Annotated in this window: 20 protein-coding genes and 2 tRNA genes; 3 read left to right on the forward strand and 19 right to left on the reverse strand. The window is 53.5% G+C overall.

What is annotated here, in order from left to right:
• Positions 1-56: 56 nt before the first annotated feature.
• From mtr to L3069_RS19895, 12 genes are all read right to left on the reverse strand, one after another.
• Positions 57-1,301 (reverse strand): tryptophan permease, encoded by a 1,245-nt coding sequence (gene mtr / locus L3069_RS19840; RefSeq protein WP_038416787.1) that lies wholly within the window; start codon positions 1,299-1,301, stop codon positions 57-59.
• 142 nt (positions 1,302-1,443) lie between these two features.
• Complete coding sequence (locus L3069_RS19845) at positions 1,444-3,339, reverse strand: DEAD/DEAH family ATP-dependent RNA helicase (RefSeq protein WP_022649514.1); 1,896 nt, start codon at positions 3,337-3,339, stop codon at positions 1,444-1,446.
• Positions 3,332-3,412: a protein YrbN gene (yrbN, locus tag L3069_RS19850; protein ID WP_097397692.1), complete on the reverse strand. Its 81-nt coding sequence runs from the start codon at positions 3,410-3,412 to the stop codon at positions 3,332-3,334. The genes L3069_RS19845 and yrbN overlap by 8 nt, the downstream gene beginning before the upstream one ends.
• Before the next feature lie 107 nt (positions 3,413-3,519).
• Positions 3,520-4,404 (reverse strand): lipoprotein NlpI, encoded by an 885-nt coding sequence (nlpI, locus tag L3069_RS19855; protein ID WP_003861782.1) that lies wholly within the window; start codon positions 4,402-4,404, stop codon positions 3,520-3,522.
• A 110-nt stretch (positions 4,405-4,514) separates the two neighbouring features.
• Positions 4,515-6,653 carry a polyribonucleotide nucleotidyltransferase gene (gene pnp / locus L3069_RS19860; RefSeq protein WP_022649515.1) on the reverse strand — a complete coding sequence of 713 codons (2,139 nt, stop codon included), beginning with the start codon at positions 6,651-6,653 and terminating at the stop codon, positions 4,515-4,517.
• A gap of 242 nt (positions 6,654-6,895) precedes the next feature.
• Complete coding sequence (rpsO, locus tag L3069_RS19865) at positions 6,896-7,165, reverse strand: 30S ribosomal protein S15 (RefSeq protein WP_003861789.1); 270 nt, start codon at positions 7,163-7,165, stop codon at positions 6,896-6,898.
• 154 nt (positions 7,166-7,319) lie between these two features.
• Positions 7,320-8,270 carry a tRNA pseudouridine(55) synthase TruB gene (gene truB, locus L3069_RS19870; RefSeq protein WP_023298718.1) on the reverse strand — a complete coding sequence of 317 codons (951 nt, stop codon included), beginning with the start codon at positions 8,268-8,270 and terminating at the stop codon, positions 7,320-7,322.
• On the reverse strand, positions 8,270-8,674 hold the full coding sequence (rbfA, locus tag L3069_RS19875) for a 30S ribosome-binding factor RbfA (RefSeq protein WP_003861793.1): 405 nt from the start codon (positions 8,672-8,674) through the stop codon (positions 8,270-8,272). The genes truB and rbfA overlap by 1 nt, the downstream gene beginning before the upstream one ends.
• 106 nt (positions 8,675-8,780) lie before the next feature.
• The gene (infB, locus tag L3069_RS19880) at positions 8,781-11,468 is read right to left on the reverse strand and encodes a translation initiation factor IF-2 (RefSeq protein ID WP_022649517.1); all 2,688 of its coding nucleotides are present in this window, start codon (positions 11,466-11,468) and stop codon (positions 8,781-8,783) included.
• A gap of 24 nt (positions 11,469-11,492) precedes the next feature.
• Entirely contained in the window at positions 11,493-12,995 is a 1,503-nt protein-coding gene (nusA, locus tag L3069_RS19885; protein ID WP_003861798.1) for a transcription termination factor NusA, read from the reverse strand.
• Between the two features lie 28 nt (positions 12,996-13,023).
• Positions 13,024-13,476, reverse strand: a complete 453-nt coding sequence (gene rimP, locus L3069_RS19890) for a ribosome maturation factor RimP (RefSeq protein WP_014833432.1) — start codon at positions 13,474-13,476, stop codon at positions 13,024-13,026.
• Positions 13,477-13,683: 207 nt separating this feature from the next.
• Positions 13,684-13,760 (reverse strand) — tRNA-Met (locus tag L3069_RS19895).
• 287 nt (positions 13,761-14,047) lie between these two features.
• On the opposite strand from L3069_RS19895, the gene argG reads away from it, so the two are divergent.
• Entirely contained in the window at positions 14,048-15,394 is a 1,347-nt protein-coding gene (argG, locus tag L3069_RS19900; RefSeq protein ID WP_022649518.1) for an argininosuccinate synthase, read from the forward strand.
• Positions 15,395-15,581: 187 nt separating this feature from the next.
• On the opposite strand, the gene L3069_RS19905 is transcribed toward argG, so the two are convergent.
• The 6 genes from L3069_RS19905 to rlmE all read right to left on the reverse strand — a co-directional run bounded on the left by L3069_RS19905 (position 15,582) and on the right by rlmE (position 21,173).
• Positions 15,582-15,668: transfer RNA gene (locus L3069_RS19905), tRNA-Leu, on the reverse strand.
• 9 nt (positions 15,669-15,677) lie between these two features.
• Positions 15,678-16,010, reverse strand: coding sequence for a preprotein translocase subunit SecG (gene secG, locus L3069_RS19910; protein WP_003861803.1), 333 nt, complete (start codon positions 16,008-16,010; stop codon positions 15,678-15,680).
• A gap of 222 nt (positions 16,011-16,232) precedes the next feature.
• Entirely contained in the window at positions 16,233-17,570 is a 1,338-nt protein-coding gene (gene glmM / locus L3069_RS19915; RefSeq protein WP_003861804.1) for a phosphoglucosamine mutase, read from the reverse strand.
• A complete protein-coding gene (folP, locus tag L3069_RS19920) occupies positions 17,563-18,411 on the reverse strand; it encodes a dihydropteroate synthase (RefSeq protein WP_038416788.1) in 849 nt (282 codons plus the stop codon). Before folP ends, glmM begins: the two co-directional genes overlap by 8 nt.
• 98 nt (positions 18,412-18,509) lie before the next feature.
• The gene (gene ftsH / locus L3069_RS19925) at positions 18,510-20,444 is read right to left on the reverse strand and encodes an ATP-dependent zinc metalloprotease FtsH (protein ID WP_003861810.1); all 1,935 of its coding nucleotides are present in this window, start codon (positions 20,442-20,444) and stop codon (positions 18,510-18,512) included.
• Positions 20,445-20,546: 102 nt separating this feature from the next.
• The gene (gene rlmE / locus L3069_RS19930) at positions 20,547-21,173 is read right to left on the reverse strand and encodes a 23S rRNA (uridine(2552)-2'-O)-methyltransferase RlmE (protein WP_003861812.1); all 627 of its coding nucleotides are present in this window, start codon (positions 21,171-21,173) and stop codon (positions 20,547-20,549) included.
• Between the two features lie 127 nt (positions 21,174-21,300).
• Here rlmE and yhbY point away from each other — a divergent pair, with 127 nt between their 5' ends.
• On the forward strand, positions 21,301-21,594 hold the full coding sequence (gene yhbY, locus L3069_RS19935) for a ribosome assembly RNA-binding protein YhbY (protein WP_003861814.1): 294 nt from the start codon (positions 21,301-21,303) through the stop codon (positions 21,592-21,594).
• A 151-nt stretch (positions 21,595-21,745) separates the two neighbouring features.
• Here yhbY and greA read toward each other — a convergent pair whose 3' ends face one another.
• Positions 21,746-22,222, reverse strand: a complete 477-nt coding sequence (gene greA / locus L3069_RS19940) for a transcription elongation factor GreA (RefSeq protein WP_014171793.1) — start codon at positions 22,220-22,222, stop codon at positions 21,746-21,748.
• 228 nt (positions 22,223-22,450) lie between these two features.
• Between greA and dacB the strand changes: the two genes are divergently transcribed.
• Complete coding sequence (gene dacB / locus L3069_RS19945; RefSeq protein ID WP_003861817.1) at positions 22,451-23,884, forward strand: serine-type D-Ala-D-Ala carboxypeptidase; 1,434 nt, start codon at positions 22,451-22,453, stop codon at positions 23,882-23,884.
• Position 23,885 lies beyond the last annotated feature (1 nt).

The following is a 23,885-nucleotide window of genomic DNA, read 5'->3' on the forward strand; positions in this document are numbered from 1 at the left end:
GTCTAAAGTGTTACCCATGTTTCCGGTTCATACCGCAGCGCCACCGGGCTTTCTGTTTACTGATACACAGGCAACAGATTAAAACTCGACAGCATGTGCACCACCGCGTTGCCGAGACCAAATACCAGGATCAGCGCAATCATCGGTTTTCCGCCCCAGACGCGGAATTTCGGGCTGCCGAAGCGCTTACGTGATTTACGCGCCAGCAGCGCCGGTACAATCGCCGCCCAGATGGTAGCCGCCAGTCCTGCATAGCCGATGGCGTACAGGAAACCGTTCGGCCACAGCAGGCCGCCCACAATCGGCGGCAGGAAGGTTAACAGCGCCGTTTTGAAGCGCCCCATCGCAGAGTCATCAAAACCAAACAGATCTGCCAGGTAGTCAAACAGGCCCAGCGTCACGCCGAGAAATGAGCTCGCCACCGCAAAGTTAGAGAAGACCACCAGAAGCAGATCCAGACTGCGGCTGTTCAGCACGCCACTCAGCGCCTGTACCAGCACATCAATGTTACCGCCCTTCTGCGCAATGCCGATAAATTCCGGACGCGGGATGTTACCCATCGTCCCCAGCAGCCAGATCACATACAGCCCCAGCGCCAGCAGCGTGCCGTAAATCAGGCATTTCACGATGGTGCGCGGATCCTTGCCGTAGTACTTCATCAGGCTCGGTACGTTGCCGTGGTAGCCGAACGACGCCAGACAGAATGGCAACGTCATAAGCAGGTATGGCGTGTAGGAGGTGTTCACTTCCGCAACGTTAAACAGCGTGGCCGGCGTGACGTGCCCCAGCAGGCTGCCGAAGGTCAGGAAGAAGGTGATGACCTTGGCGCCCAGCACGATCGCCGTCATGCGGCTGACCGCTTTGGTACTCATCCAGACGATAAACGCCACGCCCAGCGCGAAGCAGAGACCCGCCAGACGCGCCGGAACGTTCAGCGACATCTCGGAGAAGGTGTGATGCAGAATCGACCCGCTCGCTGAAATGTACGCGTAGGTCAGGATATAGAGTACAAACGCGATGGACAACCCGTTCACCAGGTTCCAGCCTTTGCCCAGCAGATCTCGGGTGATGGTGTCGAAGCTGGAGCCAATGCGGTAGTTCAGGTTTGCTTCAAGGATCATCAGCCCGGAATGGAGCATGCAGAACCAGGTGAAAACCAGCGCCGCCAGCGACCAGAAGAACCACGCACCGGACATAACCACTGGCAGGGAGAACATCCCGGCACCAATAATGGTTCCGCCGATGATCACCACGCCGCCAAGCAGCGAAGGTGACGTTTGGGTGGTGGTTAGTGTTGCCATGCGGCCTTATCTCCAGTCAAAAATGTGGTGTGCATTTTAATGTGATGCACTGTACCAGTACAAGAGTACAAAAGGAATAAAAAAAGCCCCGATAACAACTATCGGGGCTGTATATTTTACTTTACGTCAAAAGCGAAAAGGCTTACGCGTCACCGAAACGACGACGGCTGGTGCCTTCTTCGCGGCGTGGGCCACGATTTTCACGGCGCTCGCCGGAGAAACGACGAGGTTCGCCAGTGCGACCTTCGCTACGACCGCCTTCACGACGCTCGCCACCGAAGCTGCGACCACCGCCACGGCGTTCGCCACCGCGGTCAGAGCGAGGCTGTGCATCACCCATCAGTTGCATGTTCATTGGCTTGTTCAGAATGCGGGTGCGAGTAAAGTGCTGCAGTACTTCGCCCGGCATGCCTTTTGGCAGCTCGATCGTTGAGTGTGAACCGAACAGCTTGATGTTACCGATGTAACGGCTGCTGATGTCGCCTTCATTAGCGATCGCGCCAACGATGTGACGAACTTCAACACCATCATCACGGCCCACTTCAATGCGATACAGTTCCATTTCGCCAGCGTCACGACGCTCGCGACGTGGACGGTCTTCACCACCACGCTCTGGACGGTCACCGCGTGGACCACGGTCGTTACGGTCGCCACGACGTTCGAAACGATCGTCACGGTCACGGAACTCACGCTTAGGACGCATCGGTGCATCAGGTGGCACGATCAGGCTACGTTCGCCCTGCGCCATTTTCAGCAGTGCTGCGGCCAGAGTTTCCATATCCAGCTCTTCGCCTTCAGCGACAGGCTGGATCTGGGACAGCAGCGCACGGTACTGATCCAGATCGCTGCTTTCCAGCTGCTGCTGTACTTTCGCGGCGAATTTTTCCAGACGGCGTTTGCCCAGCAGTTCTGCGTTTGGCAGTTCCGCTTCTGGAATGGTCAGCTTCATGGTGCGTTCAATGTTACGCAGCAGACGACGCTCGCGGTTCTCAACGAACAGCAGCGCACGGCCCGCACGACCCGCACGACCGGTACGGCCGATACGGTGAACGTAAGACTCGGAGTCCATTGGGATATCGTAGTTTACAACCAGGCTGATACGCTCAACGTCCAGACCACGTGCTGCCACGTCGGTTGCAATCAGGATATCCAGACGACCGTCTTTCAGACGCTCCAGAGTCTGCTCACGCAGCGCCTGGTTCATGTCGCCGTTCAGCGCTGCGCTGTTATAGCCGCTACGCTCCAGCGCTTCAGCCACTTCCAGGGTCGCGTTTTTGGTACGTACGAAGATAATCGCCGCATCAAAATCTTCCGCTTCCAGGAAACGGACCAGCGCTTCGTTTTTGCGCATGCCGTATACAGACCAGTAGCTCTGGCTGATGTCCGGGCGAGTGGTCACGCTGGACTGAATACGCACTTCCTGCGGCTCTTTCATGAAGCGGCGGGTAATGCGACGGATCGCTTCTGGCATGGTTGCAGAGAACAGAGCGGTCTGATGACCTTCCGGGATCTGCGCCATGATGGTTTCAACGTCTTCGATGAAGCCCATACGCAGCATTTCATCTGCTTCATCCAGTACCAGGCCGCTCAGCTTAGAGAGGTCCAGGGTACCGCGCTTCAGGTGATCCAGCAGACGGCCCGGCGTACCGACAACAATCTGTGGGCCCTGGCGCAGGGCGCGTAACTGCACGTCATAACGCTGGCCGCCGTACAGGGCTACCACGTTTACGCCGCGCATATGTTTAGAGAATTCCGTCATTGCTTCAGCAACCTGAACAGCCAGTTCACGGGTTGGAGCCAGGACGAGGATTTGCGGTGCACGCAGGTCCGGATCAATGTTGTTCAGCAGCGGCAGCGAGAATGCTGCGGTTTTACCGCTACCGGTCTGGGCCATGCCCAGCACGTCACGACCAGAAAGCAGGTGTGGGATACACTCAGCCTGGATCGGAGATGGTTTTTCGTAACCCAGATCGTTAAGGGCTTCAAGGATAGGAGCCTTCAGGCCCAGATCTGCAAAAGTGGTTTCGAATTCAGCCATGTAGTACAAGTGCCTCGATATTAATGGCGGCCAGTCTACTTAGCTCATCGTGAAAATGATTAGCAATTTTCATTGAAAAGTGTGAACCGGCTCAAATTAGGTGTATTGACGAACAACAACGCCCTCACCAGTGAAGGTGATGGCAATCAAAAGATTACGGGCTGATGTTTATGTCGTCAGCTATTGCTGGTCCGATTCTGCCAGGTCGTCTTGCTCCTGGCCCAAGAGCGATAATTCCAACAATGCATAACGGTGCTCAACGAAGTTATGTACGTTGTTAGCAACCGCTAATTTGAACAGTGCCGTAGCGCTGTCCATATCCCCCAGACTTAGGTAGTACTTACCTAAATAGAAGTTGGTTTCACTGAGATGCTCAGCGAGCGAGGTGTTATCCGTTGCGTCCGCCTTGAGGCGTTCCATCAGCGTTGCTTCGCTAATGTTGCCCAGGTAGAACTCGACAATGTTCCATCCCCACTGTTCCTTGTCCGATTTCTCGAAGCGCTGTTTCAGTGCTTCTTTGGCCTGCTTCTCATCGAGCTTCTGCTCAACGATGTAAAGCCACAGGCTGCGGAAAGGATCATTAGGATCGTCTTGATAAAACGCCAGCAGATCATCTTGCGCTAACTTATCACGACCGCCGTAATACAATGCGATACCGCGATTCAAGTGCGCGTAGTTGTAAGTTGGATCAAGCTCAAGTACAGAATCAAACGCTTCATAGGCAGCATCAAAATTGCCTGCCTGCGTTAAATAAATGCCTAAGTAATTGAATACTTCAGGCATATCAGGTCGAATTGCCAGCGCTTGTGAAAAATCATTTCGCGCTAATGCCCTCAGACCGAGACTATCATACAACACTCCGCGCTCATATAAAAGCTGTGCGCGTTCGTCATCGGTTAAAGCCCGACTGGCAAGTATTTGTTCCATGCGTGCCAGAATCACTTCCTGCTGCAAAGTCGGTTGCAATGGCACTGCGAGGACTTCGCTCTTACGCCAGGCAGAGTTGCTGCATCCTGCCAGCGTTAAAGCTGTCGCAACGAAACACCAGCGCAAAAAAGGCTTCATTTCCCACTCCCGAAGACAACTATTGGATGAACGTCCTGTCCCCCGGCGGCTTAACAAGGCGTCCTGCCTGATAATAAGCCCTCCGCCTGCGCGGAGGGCAAATGGCAACCTTACTCGCCTTGCTGTTCGGCAGCCGGAGCTTCCGGCGCCGCAGCAGGCTGAGACTGCTCGGTTGCTTCTTTAATGCTCAGACGGATACGGCCCTGGCGGTCAACTTCCAGAACTTTCACCGGTACTTCCTGACCCATTTGCAGGTAATCGGTCACTTTCTCAACGCGCTTGTCAGCGATCTGAGAGATATGTACCAGACCTTCTTTACCGCCACCGATGGCAACGAATGCACCAAAGTCAACGATACGGGTCACTTTACCATTGTAGATACGGCCCACTTCGATTTCTGCTGTAATCTCTTCGATACGGCGGATAGCATATTTCGCTTTCTCACCGTCGGTTGCTGCGATTTTCACAGTACCGTCATCTTCGATTTCGATGGTGGTGCCCGTTTCTTCGGTCAGTGCACGGATAACAGAACCGCCCTTACCGATAACATCTTTGATCTTGTCTGGATTGATCTTGATGGTGTGAATACGCGGAGCGAATTCAGAGATATCACCGCGTGGTGCGTTGATAGCCTGTTCCATCACGCCCAGAATGTGCAGACGCGCACCTTTAGCCTGGTTCAGAGCAACCTGCATGATCTCTTTGGTGATACCTTCAATTTTGATATCCATCTGCAGGGCAGAGATACCGTCGCGGGAACCCGCCACTTTGAAGTCCATATCACCCAGGTGATCTTCGTCACCCAGAATGTCAGACAGAACAACGAAGTTGTCGCCTTCTTTCACCAGACCCATTGCGATACCCGCAACGGCGGCTTTGATCGGCACGCCTGCATCCATCAGCGCCAGAGAGGCACCACACACGGAAGCCATGGAAGAAGAACCGTTGGATTCAGTGATTTCAGACACGACACGTACGGTGTACGGGAATTTGTCTGCTTCTGGCATTACTGCCAGCACGCCGCGCTTCGCCAGACGACCGTGACCAATTTCACGACGCTTCGGTGAGCCAACCATACCGGTCTCGCCCACAGAGTACGGAGGGAAGTTGTAGTGGAACAGGAAGCTGTCAGTGCGCTCGCCCATCAGTTCATCGATGTTCTGTGCGTCACGTGCAGTACCCAGGGTAGCGGTAACCAGCGCCTGGGTTTCACCACGGGTGAACAGCGCGGAACCGTGAGTACGTGGCAGCACGCCAGTACGCACATCCAGACCACGGATCATGTCCTTTTCACGGCCATCAATACGCGGCTCGCCTGCCAGTACGCGACTACGAACAACGTTTTTCTCGATAGCGTGCAGGATTTCGCTCAGCTCGTTAGCGTCCAGCGTTTCGTCTTCCGCGATCAGGGTTGCGATGGTTTCATCTTTGATCACGTCAACCTGAGCATAACGCTCCTGTTTGTCTGTAATGCGATATGCATCGCTCAGACGAGATTCTGCCAGTGCAGCTACGCGTGCGTTCAGCGCGTCGTTTACCGCTTCTGGCTGCCAGTCCCAACGTGGTTTACCGGCTTCTTTCACCAGGTCGTTGATGTTCTGGATAACAATCTGCTGCTGGTCGTGGCCGAAGACCACTGCGCCCAGCATCTGGTCTTCACTCAGCAGTTCTGCTTCAGATTCAACCATCAGAACCGCTGCTTCAGTACCGGCAACAACCAGGTCCAGCTTACTCTCTTTCAGCTCTTCCTGAGTTGGGTTCAGCACGTACTGGTCGTTGATGTAACCGACGCGCGCGGCACCGATTGGGCCATTGAATGGGATACCAGACAGTGACAGGGCAGCAGACGCACCGATCATCGCTACGATGTCCGGGTTAACCTGTGGGTTAACGGAAACAACGGTTGCGATAACCTGCACTTCATTGACGAAACCTTCCGGGAACAGCGGACGAACCGGGCGGTCAATCAGACGCGCGATCAGGGTTTCGCCTTCGCTTGGACGGCCTTCACGACGGAAGAAGCCACCCGGGATTTTACCGGCAGCGTAGGTACGCTCCTGGTAGTTCACGGTCAGTGGGAAGAAGTCCTGACCTGGTTTAGCTTTTTTCTGGCCAACTACGGTAACGAATACAGCAGTGTCATCCATGCTTACCATTACGGCAGCAGTAGCCTGACGAGCCATCATGCCGGTTTCCAGCGTGACGGTATGCTGACCATACTGGAATTTACGAACGATCGGATTCAGCAAAATTCTGTCCTTTCTTAAATGTTTGAAAGCACACCTCAGGTGTGCTGACGATTTAACCCGACCTTCTTCGCATCCTCGCGACTAATGACAACCGACACCCCCATGGGTGAAGCCTCTCATTAGCCGCGCGAACCTCTGCAATGAAGATCATTTATAGCAACAATACAATAGTTTCCCCTGAATTGCTGCCGTCTGGTTGAAAAAAGGGGCCATCAGGCCCCCTTTTCTGAAACTCGCAAGAATTAGCGACGCAGACCCAGACGCTCGATCAGCGCGGTGTAGCGTGCAACATCTTTACGCTTCAGGTAGTCGAGCAGTTTACGACGCTGAGAAACCATACGCAGCAGACCACGACGGCTGTGGTGATCTTTTTTGTGCTCTGCAAAGTGACCCTGCAGGTGGTTAATCTGTGCAGTCAGCAGTGCAACCTGAACTTCGGTAGAACCGCTGTCGTTAGTACCACGACCAAACTCAGAAACGATTTTAGCTTTAGCTTCAACGCTTAGAGACATTTTCAAACTCCAAAGTATAAAGAATGTAAGGATGCCGATCTCTAATTCAGCTATCCCATGTACGCCCCGCAGATTGTTAAACAATTTACCAGGCGTTAAGCGGCGATATTCTACTCGTCTCCCCTGCTTATCGCAAGATGAGGCGTTATCACCGTCACGCTTCGACCGGGTATTCGACGACCAGACGACGCGGGGCAACGCGCCCTTCACCGTCCATTTCGCCCATCCCGATAAACTTGCCTTCCTCCCCTTCCGTCACACGGACCAGGCCCTCAAGCGGCGCCCCCGTTGTGCGGACCGGGTTTCCGTTCTTAAAATAAACGGACGATGTTAAAGGAAGATTAACAACCGGGAAATCTGCTGCCGGACTGTCCATTGGCATCAGCAGCGGATCCAGCAGATCTGCCGGCGCAATTCCCTGCGCTTGCGCCTGTTCAGCCAGGGCGTGCAGATGCTCAAGCGTTACCATACGTTCGACCGGATACTTGCTGACCGCCAGACGACGCAGATAAATCACATGCGCGCCGCAGCCCAGCTTTTCACCGAGGTCGTCAATGATGGTGCGGATGTAGGTCCCTTTCGAGCAGTGCACTTCCAGCTCCAGCTCATCACCTTCGTGGCGAATGAACAACAGCTCATACACGGTAATCGGACGGGCTTCACGCGGAACGTCAATGCCCTGACGCGCATATTCGTAAAGCTTCTTACCCTGATATTTCAACGCCGAATACATCGACGGCACCTGCATTGTGTCGCCCCGGAAGCTCTCCAGCGCCGCATCAAGTTGCTCTGCGCTGAAGGTTACCGGGCGCTCTTCAACCACCTGACCATCCGCATCGGAAGTGTCCGTGCGCTGGCCCAGTTTGGCAATCACGCGGTAGCGCTTATCGGAATCCAGCAGATACTGGGAAAACTTTGTCGCTTCACCCAGGCAGATCGGGAGCATCCCGGTTGCCAGCGGATCCAGCGCGCCGGTGTGCCCCGCGCGATTGGCATTATAAATACGCTTTACTTTTTGCAGCACGTCGTTGCTGGATGCGCCCTGTGGTTTATCCAGCAACAGCACGCCATGCACGTCACGACCGCGACGACGAGGACGACTCATCAGTCCTCCTTGCTGTCGTCCGCCGGGTTAACACGACGCTCATCGTCATGTTTCACCACGCTGGTCACCAGGTTGGACATACGCATACCCTCAACCAGCGAGTTGTCGTAGAAGAAGGTCAGCTCCGGCACAATACGCAGACGCATCGCTTTGCCAAGCAGAGAGCGGATGAAACCAGAGGCTTCCTGCAGCGCTTTAATGCCGTTCTTCACGGCGTCTTCATCCTGGTCATTCAGGAATGTCACAAACACTTTGGCGTACGCCAGGTCGCGGGACATTTCCACGCCAGACACGGTGGTCATCATCCCCACGCGTGGATCTTTGATTTCACGTTGCAGAATGAGAGCGATCTCTTTCTGCATCTCCTGCGCGACGCGCTGTGGGCGACCAAATTCTTTCGCCATAATAAATTCTCCAGACAAAAAAGGGGCTTAAGCCCCTTTTTAAAATTACTGCCGGGTGGCGCTTCGCTTACCCGGCCTACGCTAATTAATCTTCAGTTGACGAAGATTACGCGATGGTACGCTGAATTTCGATGATCTCGAACACTTCGATCATATCGCCAACGCGAACGTCGTTGTAGTTCTTAACACCGATACCACATTCCATGCCGTTACGAACTTCGTTAACGTCATCTTTGAAGCGGCGCAGGGATTCCAGCTCACCTTCGTAGATAACCACGTTGTCGCGCAGTACGCGGATTGGGTTGTGACGCTTAATGGTCCCTTCGGTAACCATACAGCCCGCGATCGCACCGAATTTCGGTGATTTGAACACGTCACGTACTTCAGCCAGACCGATGATCTGCTGTTTCAGCTCAGGAGACAGCATGCCGCTCATCGCTGCTTTCACTTCGTCAATCAGGTTATAGATGACGGAGTAGTAACGCAGATCCAGGCTTTCAGCATCGATAACTTTACGCGCAGATGCGTCAGCACGAACGTTGAAGCCAACCAGGATAGCGTTGGACGCAGCTGCCAGGGTTGCGTCGGTTTCGGTGATACCACCTACGCCAGAACCGATGATCTTCACTTTCACTTCGTCGGTAGACAGTTTCAGCAAGGAGTCGGAGATCGCTTCCACAGAACCCTGTACGTCCGCTTTCAGAACGATGTTCACTTCGTGAACTTCGCCTTCAGTCATGTTGGCGAACATGTTCTCGAGTTTAGATTTCTGCTGGCGAGCCAGTTTCACCTCACGGAATTTACCCTGACGATACAGAGCCACTTCACGTGCTTTCTTCTCGTCACGTACCACGGTTACTTCGTCACCGGCAGCCGGAACACCGGACAGGCCGAGGATTTCCACTGGGATGGACGGACCCGCTTCCAGCACTTCCTGACCCAGTTCGTTACGCATCGCACGAACGCGACCGTATTCGAAACCACACAGAACGATGTCGCCCTTGTGCAGAGTACCTTCGCGAACCAGAACGGTTGCAACCGGACCACGACCTTTATCCAGGAAGGATTCGATTACCGCGCCGCTCGCCATACCTTTACGAACCGCTTTCAGCTCCAGAACTTCAGCCTGAAGCAGGATAGCGTTCAGCAGGTCGTCGATACCGGTACCTGCTTTTGCAGATACAGGGATGAACTGCGCTTCACCGCCCCACTCTTCCGGCATAACGCCGTACTGTGACAGTTCGTTCTTAACGCGATCCATATCGGCTTCTGGCTTATCGATTTTGTTGACTGCAACAACCAAAGGCACCTGCGCCGCTTTCGCGTGCTGGATAGCTTCAATGGTCTGTGGCATCACGCCATCATCGGCAGCAACAACCAGAACAACGATATCCGTTGCCTGAGCACCACGAGCACGCATTGAGGTAAACGCTGCGTGGCCTGGGGTATCCAGGAAGGTGATCATACCGTTTTCGGTTTCTACGTGGTAAGCACCGATATGCTGGGTAATACCACCCGCTTCGCCGGAGGCAACCTTAGTAGAACGAATGTAGTCAAGCAGAGAGGTTTTACCGTGGTCAACGTGACCCATGATGGTCACAACCGGTGCGCGCGGTTCAGCCGCTGCGCCCGTATCACGGTCGCTCATTACTGCTTCTTCCAGCTCGTTTTCACGACGCAGGATAACTTTGTGGCCCATCTCCTCGGCAACCAGCTGTGCGGTTTCCTGGTCGATGACCTGGTTGATGGTGGCCATTGCGCCCAGCTTCATCATCGCTTTGATGACCTGAGAGCCTTTCACCGCCATCTTGTTAGCCAGTTCGCCAACGGTGATGGTTTCGCCGATCACAACGTCACGGTTAACGGCCTGAGCTGGCTTCTGGAAGCCCTGCTGCAGAGCGGAACCTTTACGCTTACCGCCTTTACCACCGCGAACCGCTGCACGTGCTTCTTCACGGTCAGCTTTAGATTCAGCGTGCTTGTTACCTTTTTTCGCAGGACGCGCCGCTTTTGTACTGCGAGTACGGCCACGACCACCTTCAACTTCACGGTCGTTATCGTCTTCTGCCTGGCGCGCATGCTGAGAGGTGGTTACGTGATAATCGCTGTTGTCTTCAGTTGGTTCAGCGGTATTCACACCGTTCTTCTCGTTTTCTTCTGCCATGCGACGCGCTTCTTCGGCGACGCGGCGAGCTTCTTCTTCAAGCTTGCGGCGGGCTTCTTCTTCCGCTTTACGCTTCAGCTCGGCAGCTTCATTTTCACGGCGGGCTTTTTCAGCCTGGGCAGTTTTGGTCATTTCGTCGGTCTGTTGATTGCTCACTTTGTCTTTTTCCGCAGCGTCACGCTTCGCTTTTTCACCGGCGTCGCGTTTCGCTTTTTCTGCGGCCTCACGTTCAGCTTTTAATTCTGCTTCGCGTTTAGCAGTGGCTTCTGCCTCACGCTGAGCTTGTTCTTCCGCTTCACGCTGTGCCTGCTCTTCCGCAGCAAGGCGTTCTGCCTCTTGCGGATCACGTTTTACAAAGGTGCGCGTCTTGCGGACTTCAATTTGTACCGATTTGCTTTTGCCACCGGTACCAGGGATGTTCAACGTGCTACGCGTTTTGCGCTGCAGCGTTAACTTGTCAGGCGTAGAGCCGTGTTCACGGTTCAGGTGCGCTAACAAGGTTTGTTTTTCTTGCGCGGTCACCGAGTCATCAGCGGCCTTCGGGATCCCTGCATCAGCAAATTGCTGTACCAGGCGGTCCACGGAGGTCTGAATCTCAGCAGCCAGCGATTTTACAGTTACATCAGTCATGCTGTTCCTTCCTGCTACAGTTTATTACGCTTCGTCGCCGAACCAGCAAATATTACGTGCGGCCATGATGAGTTCGCCGGCTTTCTCGTCGGTTAAACCTTCGATATCAGCCAGGTCATCAACGCCTTGCTCAGCGAGATCTTCCAGCGTACAAACACCACGGGCAGCCAGCTTGAACGCAATCGCACGATCAAGACCTTCCAGATTCAGCAGGTCATCAGCCGGCTTCTTATCGCCAAGGCTTTCTTCCTGAGCCAGCGCCAGGGTGGTCAGTGCGTTTTTAGCGCGTTCACGCAGGGCTTCAACGGTTGGTTCATCCAGACCGTCAATTTCCAGCAGCTCTTTCATTGGCACGTAGGCCAGTTCTTCCAGCGTAGAGAAACCTTCTTCAACCAGCACAGTGGCGAAGTCTTCGTCAATGTCCAGGTATTTGGTGAAGGTATCGATCGCCGCGTGGGCTTCAGCCTGATGCTTGGCCTGAAGGTCATCAACGGTCATCACGTTGAGTTCCCAGCCGCTCAGCTGTGACGCCAGACGTACGTTCTGACCGTTACGGCCAATCGCCTGCGCCAGGTTGCCCGCTTCTACAGCGATATCCATGGTGTGTTTGTCTTCGTCAACAACGATAGACGCCACATCAGCCGGTGCCATTGCGTTGATCACGAACTGCGCCGGATTGTCGTCCCACAGAACGATATCAATACGCTCGCCGCCCAGTTCGGTAGAAACCGCCTGAACACGTGCGCCACGCATACCGACGCAAGCACCGACCGGGTCGATACGCTTGTCGTTGGTTTTCACCGCAATTTTCGCACGGGAACCCGGATCGCGGGCCGCCGCTTTGATTTCGATAACTTCTTCGCCGATTTCCGGCACTTCGATACGGAACAGTTCAACCAGCATTTCTGGTTTAGAACGCGTCACGAACAGCTGTGCACCACGTGCTTCAGGACGTACGGCATACAGCACACCACGAATACGGTCGCCTGGGCGGAAGTTTTCACGCGGCAGCATGTCTTCACGCAGGATAACGGCTTCAGCGTTACCCGGCAGCCCTTCGGATTTGATCTCCAGAGAGATGTTATCGCGGTTCACTTTCTTCACCACGCCAGTGATGATTTCGCCTTCCTGATCGCGGAACTGATCGACAACCAGCGCGCGCTCGGCTTCGCGAACTTTCTGCACGATAACCTGCTTCGCGGTCTGGGTGGTGATACGGTCGAAGGTGACAGATTCAATCTGATCTTCAACGTAGTCACCCACGTTCAGACTTTCGTCTTCAAAACGTGCCGCTTCCAGGGTGATCTCTTTGGTCGGTTGGGTCACTTCTTCAACGATTACCCAACGACGGAATGTATCGAAGTCACCGCTTTTACGATCGATTTCTACGCGAACATCGATCTCTTGTTCGTATTTTTTCTTGGTTGCTGTAGCCAGTGCACTTTCCAGCGCTTCGAAAATCTTCTCACGCGGCAGTGATTTCTCGTTGGAGACGGCTTCAACAACAGCCAAAATTTCTTTGTTCATCGCGGGCTTTTCACCTCAATCCAGACTGTTAAAAGTGGGGAACCAGGTTCGCCTTCTGGATATTACTCAGCGCGAACACTTCATCTTTGCCTTCGACTGTCACCGTGATCATTTCACCATCAACGGCTTTGATAATTCCCTGCCATTTACGGCGGTTCTGTACGGCCATACGCAGAACGAGAGCCACTTCTTCACCGGTAAAGCGCACATAGTGCTCGGCCGTGAACATCGGACGATCGAGGCCAGGTGAGGAAACTTCCAGGTTGTACGCAACGGTAATCGGATCTTCAACATCAAGAACCGCACTCACCTGGTGGCTGACATCAGCACAATCATCAACATTGATGCCATCTTCACTATCAATATAGATGCGCAGCGTCGATGTGCGGCCGCGAACGAATTCGATGCCGACCAGTTCGTAGCCCAGTGCTTCGACCGGTGCAGTAATCATCTCTGTTAATTTTTGCTCTAATGTGGACAAGCCCACCCCCAAGACATAAAAAAAGGGCGTAAAGCCCAGTTATTCTGTAGTCAGATAACAAAAAACCCCGATAAATCGGGGCTTTAGATAACTGAACCCTATAGCCACAACTGTGGCCTGGAGCACTTTCCGAAAGAATTTTTTCAAATCCAGCTACGAAGGCTCTAAGTCTTCACAGTATATTTGAAAAAGAACTTTATAGGAAAGTGGTTGCGGGGGCCGGATTTGAACCGACGACCTTCGGGTTATGAGCCCGACGAGCTACCAGGCTGCTCCACCCCGCGCCTGAAACGTGGCAAATTCTACGCGTTTTGGACAGAATTTGCAAATAATGCTGGGATTTGGTACCGAAGACGGGACGTAAAATCGGCGTTTAGTATATTGATAGTTGACCCCACCTGTCAACCCAGCTTCTGCCAGACAGAACAGACCAATTTTTTTACAAAAAACGCACGAGTCTCTTTCGGTCTTCGACAAAAGATGATTAAATGAATACTCACTTATTTTGCATAAAAATGCACAAGAGAGCGAAAGCGGTCTCTAATCAGTCAATCAAGCAGGGTTTTATTCTATGACGACGATTCTCAAGCATCTTCCGGTAGGACAACGTATTGGCATCGCTTTCTCAGGCGGCCTGGATACCAGCGCTGCACTGCTGTGGATGCGCCAGAAGGGAGCGGTTCCGTATGCATATACTGCGAACCTGGGTCAGCCGGACGAGGAAGATTATGACGCGATCCCTCGTCGTGCCATGGAGTATGGCGCAGAGAACGCACGTCTGATTGACTGCCGTAAGCAACTGGTCGCTGAAGGCATTGCCGCTATCCAGTGCGGTGCTTTTCATAACACTACCGGCGGCCTGACCTATTTTAATACCACTCCGCTGGGTCGTGCTGTCACCGGCACCATGCTGGTCGCCGCCATGAAAGAAGATGGCGTGAACATCTGGGGTGATGGCAGTACCTATAAAGGCAACGATATTGAACGTTTCTATCGTTACGGTCTGCTGACCAACGCCGAGTTGCAGATCTACAAACCGTGGCTGGATACCGACTTCATCGACGAACTGGGTGGCCGTCATGAAATGTCTGAGTTTATGATTGCCTGCGGCTTTGACTATAAGATGTCCGTTGAGAAAGCCTACTCAACCGACTCCAACATGCTGGGTGCGACGCACGAAGCGAAAGACCTGGAATTCCTGAACTCCAGCGTAAAAATTGTTAACCCGATCATGGGCGTAAAATTCTGGGATGAGAACGTGAAGATCCCGGCGGAAGAAGTGACCGTGCGTTTCGAACGCGGTCATCCGGTTGCCCTGAACGGTAAAACCTTCTCAGACGATGTTGAACTGATGCTGGAAGCAAACCGCATCGGCGGTCGTCACGGTCTGGGTATGAGCGATCAGATCGAAAACCGTATCATCGAAGCGAAAAGCCGTGGCATTTACGAAGCTCCGGGGATGGCGCTGCTGCACATCGCTTACGAGCGTTTGCTGACCGGTATTCACAACGAAGACACCATTGAGCAGTATCACGCTCATGGCCGTCAGCTGGGCAAACTGCTGTATCAGGGTCGCTGGTTTGATCCACAAGCGCTGATGCTGCGTGACGCCCTGCAACGTTGGGTGGCGAGCGCAATCACCGGCGAAGTGACGCTGGAACTGCGTCGCGGCAATGATTACTCCATCCTCAATACCGTGTCTGACAACCTGACCTATAAAGCAGAGCGTCTGACCATGGAGAAAGGTGAGTCAGTATTCTCTCCGGACGATCGTATTGGCCAGCTGACCATGCGTAACCTGGACATCACCGATACCCGTGAGAAGCTGTTCAACTATGTTGAGAATGGCCTGCTCTCCGCGAATTCCGGTAATGGTCTGCCGCAGGTTGAGAACCTGGAACACAGCGATAAGAAGTAATCGACAGCAAGACATGCAAAAGGCGCCCAATGGGCGCCTTTTTTGTGGTCTTCGTAGGCCCGGTAAGCGCAGCGCCGCCGGGCAAAACGGCGGGCGGCGCTGCGCTTACCCGCCCTACAATAGATCGGAAACACAGAATGTACAGACGAAAAAAAAGACGTCTTGCGACGTCTTTCTTCTGGAATATTGGTACCGAGGATGGGACTCGAACCCACAAGCCCGTTAGGGCACTACCACCTCAAGGTAGCGTGTCTACCAATTCCACCACCTCGGTACTGAATACTTACTGCGGGATATCGCTGGTTGGCTTAGCCGGTGCAGCTGGCTGAGTTTGCTCAGTTTTTGCTGGCGCGCTCAGATTTTCCCACTCGCTTCCTTTACTGGTCTTGTTGCTGTTGATATTGCCCAGCACCAGACTGATGATGAAGAACAGCGTAGCCAGAATCGCCGTCGTACGGGTCATGAAGTTCGCAGAACCACTTGAACCGAACAGCGTACCGGAAGCGCCTGCTCCGAAGGAGGCTCCCATATCAGCGCCTTTACCTTGCTGCAGCATAATCAGCGCTACGAGAGCGATGGCTACAATAAGGAAAATAACTAAAAGAGCTTCGTACATAATCAACCTGTTCCTTGCGGATTTGCCGCATACCAATGCTTCGACCAATTAGCAGGATTTTGTTTCCCACTGAAGCGGGTGTGAATACTAACCAAAGCGAATCACCTTCGCAAGGGCATTTTCGAGGCATTGTATCAACTGCGGAAAAAAACAGCAAAAAGCCATTAATTGCTTAAAACAAAGGCGGCAAACGCCGCCTTTTTAAACACTTATTCTGAAAGATTATGCAGCTTTCACTGCATCCGCAATGCGGTGCGCAAATTCAGTTACCTGCGCTTCGTCTTCACCTTCCACCATCACGCGGATCAGCGGCTCGGTACCCGACTTACGCAGCAGGACGCGTCCACGGCTGCCAAGCGTCGCTTCCACCTCTGCCATCACCGCTTTCACGTTATCATTTTCCAGCGGGTCGCCTTTACCAGCGGTGAAACGCACGTTCACCAGGATCTGCGGGAACATTTTCATGCCGCTGCACAGATCGTGCAGGCTCATATGGTTACGCGCCATCGCGGCAACAACCTGAAGCGCCGCCACAATGCCGTCACCGGTGGTGGTTTTATCGAGCAGGATCACGTGGCCGGAGTTTTCCGCGCCAATGCGCCAGCCTTTTTCCTGAAGTTTTTCCAGCACGTAGCGGTCACCCACTTTCGCGCGAACAAACGGGATGCCCAGCTGTTTCAGCGCCAGCTCCAGACCCATATTGCTCATCAGCGTGCCCACCGCGCCACCGCGCAGTTGTCCCTGACGCAGGCCTTCACGCGCAATGATGTAGAGGATCTGATCCCCGTCGACCTTGTTACCTTCGTGGTCAACCATGATCACACGATCGCCATCGCCATCCAGGGCAATACCCAGATCGGCTTTTTCAGCCAGTACACGCGCCTGCAAGGCACGCACGTCTGTCGCGCCGACTTCTTCATTGATGTTCAGACCGTCCGGCTCGCAGCCGATGGTGATCACTTTCGCACCCAGCTCGCGGAAAACATTCGGCGCAATGTGATAGGTCGCACCGTTTGCACAGTCCACCACAATTTTGAGGTGTGCCAGGCTCAGTTCATTCGGGAACGTGCCTTTGCAGAATTCAATGTAGCGGCCTGCGGCATCGACAATACGGTTGGCTTTACCCAGCTCAGCGGAGTCGACACAGGTGATCTCTTTCTCCATTTCCGCTTCAATCGCCTCTTCCACGTCATCCGGCAGTTTAGTGCCGTCGATGGAGAAGAATTTGATACCGTTGTCATAGAACGGATTATGAGAAGCTGAAATGACGATGCCCGCTTCCGCACGGAAGGTACGAGTCAGATAGGCAACAGCAGGGGTCGGCATTGGCCCCGTAAAGGAAGCTGAAAGCCCCGCCGCCGCCAGCCCGGCTTCCAGCGCGGACTCAAGCATATAACCCGAAATACGGGTATCTTTACCAATAATGATCTTACGGGAGCCATGACGCGCCAGTACCTTACCCGCCGCCCAGCCCAGCTTCAGGACAAAGTCAGGGGTAATTGGCGCATCGCCTACGCGCCCACGGATGCCATCGGTACCAAAATATTTACGATTACTCATAGCGTTTGTTTTCCTTCGCTGCCAGTGTGGCTTCCACCACACGCATGGCTTCTACTGTTTCTTTTACGTCATGGACGCGAATGATGTGTGCACCTTGCATCGCGGCAATCACCGCGCAGGCCAGACTGCCGCTCAGACGTTCGTTCGGCCCGACATTCAACAACTGACCAATCATCGATTTTCTCGACATTCCCACCAGCAGTGGCAGGCCGAACTGATGAAACTCTGATAAGCGCGCAAGCAACGCGTAATTGTGTGAGAGATTTTTACCGAAACCGAAGCCCGGGTCGAGCAGCAATTTCTCTTTTGCGATACCCGCACGTTCACAGCGTTCGATATGCTCAATAAAGAAGCGGGTGACGTCGGCAAACACATCTTCATATTTCGGCGCCTCCTGCATTGTCTTAGGCTGGCCCTGCATATGCATCAGACACACCGGTAGCCCGGTTTCAGCGGCGGCTTCAATTGCGCCCGGCTCGGTCAGCGAGCGGATATCATTAATAATGTGAGCACCCACTCTCGCCACTTCACGGATCACTTCGGGTTTGGAGGTATCAACGGAGATCCACACTTCAAAGCGCCGGGCGATAGCCTCCACCACCGGCACCACGCGCGCCAGCTCTTCTTCCACCGAAACCTCCGCCGCGCCAGGCCGCGTTGACTCCCCTCCAACGTCAATGATGGTGGCACCCGCGTTGATCATTAAATTCGCGTGTTTAACCGCGTCGATAAGCGAGTCATGCGTGCCGCCGTCAGAGAAGGAATCAGGCGTGACATTCAGGATCCCCATCACATGCGGATGTGAAAGGTCGAGATGCGAGTCCTGGGCGAAGAGTTTCATGGCTAAATCCCTGTTATTTGCATGGTTATATAAAAAAGAAAAACCCCGGAGCACGCTCCAGGGTTTGATGTACAGACAAACGCTTCAACAGCAGTGACTTACTTGTCGCCCAACTGCTCTGACATGGTGTTGCCCGGGTTTGGCGTACGCGGTTCATCGACCGGACGCGGTGCACGCGGGGTGCCATTGTTGTCAGAATTGTTAGACGCGCCTGGGTCTTCCCAGCCTGCTGGCGGACGCACTTCGCGGCGAGCCATCAGGTCGTCAATCTGCGGCGCATCGATGGTCTCATATTTCATGAGCGCATCTTTCATCGAATGCAGGATGTCCATATTGTCATTCAGGATCTGACGGGCGCGAGCGTAGTTACGCTCAATCAGCGCTTTCACTTCCTGGTCGATGATACGAGCCGTTTCATCGGACATATGTTTCGCTTTTGCCACGGAGCGGCCCAGGAATACTTCGCCCTCTTCTTCTGCATAGAGCAGCGGACCGAGTTTGTCGGAGAAGCCCCACTGGGTCACCATGTTACGTGCCAGGTTTGTCGCCACTTTAATATCGTTCGACGCACCGGTGGAAACATGTTCCGCACCGTAGATGATCTCTTCTGCCAGACGACCGCCGTACAGGGTTGAAATCTGACTTTCCAGCTTCTGACGGCTGGCGCTGATCGCGTCGCCTTCAGGCAGGAAGAAGGTCACACCCAACGCACGACCGCGTGGAATGATCGTCACCTTGTGTACCGGATCGTGTTCCGGCACCAGACGACCGATAATCGCGTGGCCCGCTTCGTGATATGCCGTGGACTCTTTCTGCGCTTCCGTCATCACCATGGAGCGACGTTCCGCACCCATCATGATTTTGTCTTTCGCTTTCTCAAATTCCACCATGGACACTACACGTTTGTTACCGCGAGCGGCAAACAGTGCTGCCTCGTTGACCAGGTTAGCCAGATCCGCACCGGAGAAGCCTGGAGTACCACGCGCGATGATTGCCGCGTCGATATCTGGCGCCAGCGGTACGCGACGCATATGCACTTTCAGGATCTGTTCACGACCACGAACATCCGGCAGACCGACCACAACCTGACGGTCGAAACGGCCTGGACGCAGCAGCGCAGGGTCGAGTACGTCTGGACGGTTAGTTGCCGCGATAACGATGATACCTTCGTTACCTTCAAAGCCGTCCATTTCAACCAGCATCTGGTTCAGGGTCTGCTCACGTTCATCGTGACCACCGCCCAGGCCTGCGCCACGCTGGCGGCCAACGGCGTCGATTTCATCGATGAAGATGATGCACGGTGCTGCCTTCTTAGCCTGCTCGAACATGTCACGCACACGAGATGCACCGACACCCACGAACATTTCAACGAAGTCAGAACCTGAAATAGTAAAGAACGGGACCTTCGCTTCACCCGCAATGGCTTTTGCCAGCAGGGTTTTACCGGTACCCGGAGGGCCGACCATCAGGACGCCTTTCGGGATCTTACCGCCCAGTTTCTGGAAACGGCTCGGCTCGCGCAGGTATTCAACCAGTTCACCCACCTCTTCTTTTGCTTCGTCACAACCTGCTACGTCAGCAAAGGTGGTCTTGATCTGGTCTTCCGTCAGCATACGCGCCTTGCTCTTACCGAACGACATGGCACCTTTGCCACCACCGCCCTGCATCTGGCGCATAAAGAAGATCCAGACACCGATAAGAAGCAGCATCGGGAACCAGGAAATGAAGATAGAAGCCAACAGGCTTGGTTCTTCCGGCGGCTCGCCTACCACTTTGACGTTTTTGGTCAGAAGGTTATCAAGCAGCTTAGGATCGTTCACCGGGATGTAAGTCGTGTAACGGTTACTATCTTTCTTGGTAACGTTGATCTCACGTCCGTTGATACGCGCTTCGCGAACCTGGTCCTGATTGACCTCTTGCAGGAAGGTAGAATAATCCACCTTGCGGCCATTCGACTCGCTGGGCCCAAAGCTCTGGAAAACTGACATCAGCACAACGGCAATGACCAGCCAGAGTATTAGGTTTTTCGCCATGTCACTCAAGGGATTAACCTCATATTACAACTGTGTTAAAAACAGCGTCAGGATACTCTATATCCAGTTTCATTCAAACTTTCGCCTGAAATCTACCGGTTATCATTTTCGCCCGGTCGCTACAATATACACTTCACGGGAACGGGCCCGGGAAGAGTCCGGCTTACGAACTTTGACCTTCGCAAACAGGGAGCGAATTTCCTTAAGATACTCCTCGAAACCTTCGCCCTGAAACACCTTCACAACAAAACTACCACCAGGCGCTAGTACATCACGACACATTTCTAACGCTAGTTCCACCAGATACATGGCGCGGGGGATATCCACCGCCGGTGTTCCACACATATTTGGTGCCATATCCGACATGACAACCTGGACCTTACTGTCACCTACACGATCAAGTAATGCTTTAAGCACTAATTCATCACGAAAGTCGCCCTGAAGGAAGTCGACACCGACGATGGGATCCATTGGTAAAAGATCGCATGCGATGATTCGGCCCGTTCCGCCGATCTGCGTAACCGCATACTGAGACCATCCGCCAGGTGCCGCACCGAGGTCGACCACCGTCATTCCCGGTTTAAAAAGTTTGTCACTTTGCTGTATTTCATCAAGTTTAAACCAGGCGCGGGAACGTAACCCCTTTTTCTGCGCCTGTTGAACATATTTATCGCTAAAGTGTTCCTGAAGCCAGCGGCTGGAGCTGGCAGAACGCTTTTTACCTGTCATTTAACATTTCCGTCCTGGTTCATCGTTACTTGCCTGTGACGTAAATTTCTACGCAGCTATTTGGCGATATTAGGGAGATGGCGGTAGAATGAACCGTTTTCAATCCCAACGTAAGCAAAAATATACGATGAATCTGAGTACTAAACAAAAACAGCACCTTAAAGGTCTGGCACATCCGCTCAAGCCTGTAGTGATGCTTGGCAACAATGGTTTGACCGAAGGGGTGCTTGCCGAGATTGAACAAGCGCTGGAACACCACGAGCTGATCAAGGTGAAAATCGCCTCTGAAGACAGAGACACTAAAAACCTGATCGTGGAAGCCATCGTGCGCGAAACCGGCGCCTGTAATGTACAGGTCATCGGTAAAACGCTGGTGCTCTATCGCCCATCTAAAGAGCGCAAAATCTCGCTGCCACGTTAAGGATATCCTGAATCAAACACATTTTCTGTGTGAAACGAGGGATTTCTTTCAGCAGGCGAGCAAAATGCCATGCTCCTTGAGTTGATAAAAGGCCGCTATGCGGCCTTTTTCTTTTCTTTACAATGTATCAACATCTTAGAAGAGAAGCGAATTACAGGTATTCAACCTTAATAATTTCGTATTCCACTTCGCCACCTGGGGTGCGGATAGTCACAACATCATCCTGCTCTTTGCCAATCAGGCCGCGAGCAATCGGGGAGTTCACCGAAATCAGGTTCTGTTTGAAGTCCGCTTCATCATCACCCACGATGCGATAGGTTTGCTCTTCGTCGTTGTCCAGATTCAGGACGGTGACGGTAGAGCCGAAGATCACGCGACCGTTGTTTGGCATTTTAGTGATATCGATAACCTGCGCGTTGGACAGTTTCGCTTCGATATCTTTGATACGCCCCTCGCAGAAACCCTGCTGCTCACGCGCCGCGTGGTATTCAGCATTCTCTTTCAGGTCGCCATGCTCACGCGCATCCGCGATAGCGGCGATGATTTCAGGGCGACGTACGGATTTCAGAAAATCCAGCTCTTCGCGCAGTTTTTCGGCACCACGTAAGGTCATCGGAATAGCTTGCATTTGTTATACCTCTTAAACATTCCTGTTGGGAGCAGTGTTCCCTGCTCCAGCCCACCTGAACAGGCCAGAAGCAAAAAGAAAACCGACCCGGGAGCAACGCCCCAGGTCAGCAGCAATTTTTCAATTTGATACGCATTTTACCGCGAAGTTCACTATGGGTCATCGTTTACTTTACAGTGCCATGCACCGTAGTATGACGGTTTGTTTTCGGGTTGTTAGCGCGAGATTATGCGATTTTCCAGTTTTATCATCGGATTGACTACCAGTATAACGTTCACCGTTCAGGCCGCGAATGTTGATGAGTACATTAATCAACTGCCCGCCGGCGCGAACCTTGCCCTGATGGTGCAGAAGGTTGGCGCGCAGGCTCCCGAGATTGACTATCACAGTCAACAGATGGCGCTGCCTGCCAGTACCCAGAAGGTGATCACTGCCCTCGCCGCCCTGCTCCAGCTCGGGCCTGACTTCCGTTTTACTACCACCCTTGAAACCAGAGGTAACGTTGAGGGTGGCGAACTGAAAGGCGATCTTATCGCCCGTTTTGGTGGCGATCCCACCTTTAAGCGCCAGGATGTCCGCAACATGGTGGCGGTACTGAAAAAATCCGGCGTAACAAAAATTGATGGCAACGTGCTGATCGACACCTCCATTTTCGCCAGCCACGATAAAGCGCCTGGCTGGCCATGGAACGACATGACGCAGTGCTTTAGCGCCCCGCCAGCCGCCGCCATCGTTGACCGTAACTGCTTCTCCGTATCGCTTTACAGCGCGCCAAAACCCAATGACTTAGCGTTTATCCGCGTGGCGTCTTACTACCCGGTCACGATGTTCAGCCAGGTGCGGACGCTGGCGAAAGGCTCCCCGGAGGCGCAGTATTGTGAGCTCGACGTGGTACCGGGCGATCTCAATCGCTATACGCTCACCGGCTGCCTGACCCAGCGGGCCGATCCCCTCCCGCTGGCCTTTGCCATTCAGGATGGCGCAGGCTATGCCGGTGCCATTTTTAAAGATGAACTGAAGCAGGCGGGCATAACCTACACCGGAACGCTGCTGCGCCAGACGCAGGTGAATGAACCAGGCACGGTGATTGCCAGCAAACAGTCCGCGCCACTGCATGATTTGCTTAAGATTATGCTGAAAAAGTCGGATAACATGATTGCCGACACCGTGTTCCGTATGATTGGGCACGCACGCTTTGGTGTGCCTGGAACCTGGCGGGCCGGTTCTGATGCCGTACGTCAGATCCTGCGTCAGCAGGCGGGTATCGATCTGGGCAATACGATCGCTGTCGACGGTTCCGGTTTATCGCGCCATAACCTGATCTCACCGGCCACCATGATGCAGGTGTTGCAGTACATCGCTCAGCATGACGCTGAGCTAAACTTTATTACAATGCTGCCGCTCGCCGGACACGATGGGTCACTTCAGTACCGTGCGGGCCTTCACGCTGCAGGCGTGGATGGCAAAGTGTCAGCCAAAACGGGTTCCCTGCAGGGCGTTTACAACCTTGCCGGTTTTATCACGACAGCCAGCGGGCAACGCATGGCCTTTGTGCAGTATCTGTCCGGCTATGCCGTCGAACCGGCTGACCAGCGCAATCGTCGTATTCCACTGGTGCGTTTCGAAAGCAGGCTCTATAAGGACATCTACCAGAATAACTAGC

Source organism: Enterobacter cloacae complex sp. ECL411 (genome assembly GCF_021869665.1).
GTDB classification, from domain to species: domain Bacteria; phylum Pseudomonadota; class Gammaproteobacteria; order Enterobacterales; family Enterobacteriaceae; genus Enterobacter; species Enterobacter intestinihominis.